Genomic DNA, 2828 nt, shown 5'->3' on the forward strand with positions numbered 1-2828 from the left:
CCTTCCCTAAAACCACCTTCGCAATAACACAGATAAAAATCCCACATGCGGATAAAGCGCTCATCAAAACCAAGTTGCAGCACCTGATCACGCTGCTCCAGAAAACGCTGGCGCCAACACTTCAAGGTTTGTGCATAGCTTTGACCAATATCTTCCAGATGTTTGAGACGAAGTTTTTGCTCAGAAGCCGTTTGCGTCATAACACTGATACATGGAATAAAACTACCGGGGAAAATATAACGCTTAATGTAATCTACCGTATTTAAAGCTTTAACATAGCGTGCATCTTCAATCGTAATCGCCTGTATCAGGGCTAGACCATTCGGCTTGAGGAGCTCGCGGCATTTTCGGAAGTAAGTTGGTAAATATTGCTCACCAACTGCTTCAATCATTTCAATGGACACCAATTTGTCGTATTTCCCCTCGAGTAAACGGTAGTCCTGAAGCTGTACAGACACCCGATGAGACAGCCCTGCTTCAGCAACTCGGGCGAGTGCTTCATCGTACTGAGCTTTGGAAATGGTAATGGTGGTCACCTTACAGCCATAATGCTGAGCCGCATAAATGGCAAAGCCTCCCCAGCCGCTGCCAATTTCAACCAAATGGTCCATCGGTTGCAATTGAAGTTTTTGGCAGATCAGTTCTTTTTTATAATCTGAAGCTTGTTCCAAGCTCATACAGGGTTCTTTAAACACCGCACTGGAATACATCATGCTGCTATCAAGGAACAGCTTGAAAAAATCATTGCTCAAGTCATAATGCTCAGCAATATTCTGACGACTACCATCAATCGAATTCTTGCGGGATTTATACCAAGCCTTAAGTGCCAACTGGCTGGCTTTTGCCACTACATTTTGATTCATCCGATCAAGCACATCACGATTACGTGCTAGAATACGAATTACGTTGACCAGATCTTCACTGCTCCAGTAACCACGAATAAAGCCTTCTGCTGCCCCCAATACACCATTACGGAACAGCAAATCCATCAGACGAACATCATGCACCTGTATCACCGCCTGTAAATCGCTATTTTCCCCGACAGCCCCGTTCCAGACGCCTTTAAAAATCAGCTGACCATGGCGTAATTTCAGCAGGTGGCGCAGTACCACCGGCAGTGTGCTTTGCTCTCCCATGAATAGTGTCTTCATCGCAATGTGTTTCCTTTTTCTTTTTTAGGATGTCGGTAAAATGGAACTTTCTTTTTCCATAAACGAAAGGCGTGCAGATAAATTCCGCTGACCATCCTGAAGGGTTCAAGAACTTTCAGTACAGCATAGCGATGCTGCTGTGAAGGAAGTGTGATGGCTTGCAGCTTAAATTTCATCGTGGCATCAAATTGCAATATTTCTTGTTCAAACAGCTGCATGTGAATCACATTTTGCTGTTCTGAAAAGCTAAAACGCCAACGATAATCCAGTGACATCGGCATGAATGGTGACACATGAAAGGCCTTTTTAAAGTCAAACTGGTGGCTCTGGTAAGGCGTATGTTTAGTTACATTGTGCCGACAATCGTGAATGTACACCTGACGTTCATTCCACGGTGTATTGGTGATTTCACTCAGTATAAAAATCAGTTGATCGGTCGTATCAAAGATCAAATAAAACACCACAGAATTAAAACGAAAACCCAGTGTGCGTGGTAAAGCCAGTACACGAATAGATGCAGCATGTGGTAAATGATAGTTTTCGTGCTTGATCAGTAACCGTGCAACTTTCTGCCGAATCGAACCACATTCCATGGTCAGAAAATCACGTTCGTCCAGAGTGAGGAAATTCCAGCGACTAGAAGACCAGAACCAAGATTTTTGGGTAAAATTTGCCAGTTGATCCGGATCAAAGCATAAATAGCTAAGCTTCACCTCAAAAGCATGTGATTTGGGCAAATAGCGACGATGGCGAATTTCGGTAGAAGCGATAGCCAGTGGATACATTTGCATTCTGTACTCCTAAGCCGCTTGCTCAGTGTGTTGCAGCAACTGATTTACAACCCATGAAGCACTACGCGCTCCATCTTCATGAAAGCCCCAGCCCCAGTAAGCGCCACAGTATGAGGTGCGGTTCTGACCATTAACCTCAGCCCAACGTTGTTGTGCCTCAATCGCGGCAGCATCAAATACTGGATGACGGTAATATCGTTCTACCCATATTTTTTTCGGATCGAGGTTAAAGTTAGGATTGAGTGTGGCAAAGATTTGAGTTTTACAATTCAGGTTCTGCAACTGGTTCATCCAGTAGCTAAAGCCATAATGTGTGCCACTATGCTGGAATGGAGTTGATTCGGTTGCACGACTAGGTGTCACATGTACATGCCAGCTGGCCCACTGGCGACGGGATTTAGGCATGATAGAGATATCGGAATGTACCACCATGCGGTTATCCTGATAGCGGAACTTGCCTAGCACGTCCAGCTCCTGCGCGGTCGGGTCTTTCAGCAGTTTCAGGCTGTCATCGGCGTGGCTGGCAAACACGACCCAGTCAAAACGTTCGCTGCCCTGTGTTGTTTCAACCAGCACATCATTGGCACTGCGTGAAACAAGCTGCACAGCGGTTTTGCGGAAAGTCATATTCGATTGGGACTGAATGGCACGAACGTAGCGAGCCGATCCACCCTTGACCGTAAGCCACGAAGGTCGCTCTTTCAACTGCAACATACGATGGTGCTGAAAAAAGCTCACCACAAATTTATACGGAATCTGTCCAGCTTGCTCTACTGGACAAGACCATAGCGCCCCGCACATCGGATAGAGATGTTCCTGACGAAAGGCTTCGGAATAGCCATGCCGATCCAGATACTCATCTATACTGAGCTGTGCATCGACCTGT

General features: G+C 45.8%; 3 protein-coding genes. All 3 read right to left on the reverse strand.

Translation table 11 applies throughout. From position 1 onward, the window contains the following. Positions 1-1151, reverse strand: a 1151-nt coding sequence (locus B4F08_RS04380; RefSeq protein WP_291373411.1) for an SAM-dependent methyltransferase, incomplete at its 3' end; no start/stop codon positions are given. Next, positions 1148-1942, reverse strand: a complete 795-nt coding sequence (locus B4F08_RS04385; RefSeq protein WP_291373413.1) for a DUF1365 domain-containing protein — start codon at positions 1940-1942, stop codon at positions 1148-1150. The genes B4F08_RS04380 and B4F08_RS04385, both read right to left, overlap by 4 nt. Positions 1943-1951: 9 nt before the next feature. Further along, positions 1952-2828: NAD(P)/FAD-dependent oxidoreductase (locus B4F08_RS04390; RefSeq protein WP_291373415.1), on the reverse strand; the 877-nt coding region annotated here is incomplete at its 5' end.

This window comes from Acinetobacter sp. UBA6720 (genome assembly GCF_002454215.1).
In the GTDB taxonomy this organism is placed as follows: Bacteria; Pseudomonadota; Gammaproteobacteria; order Pseudomonadales; family Moraxellaceae; genus Acinetobacter.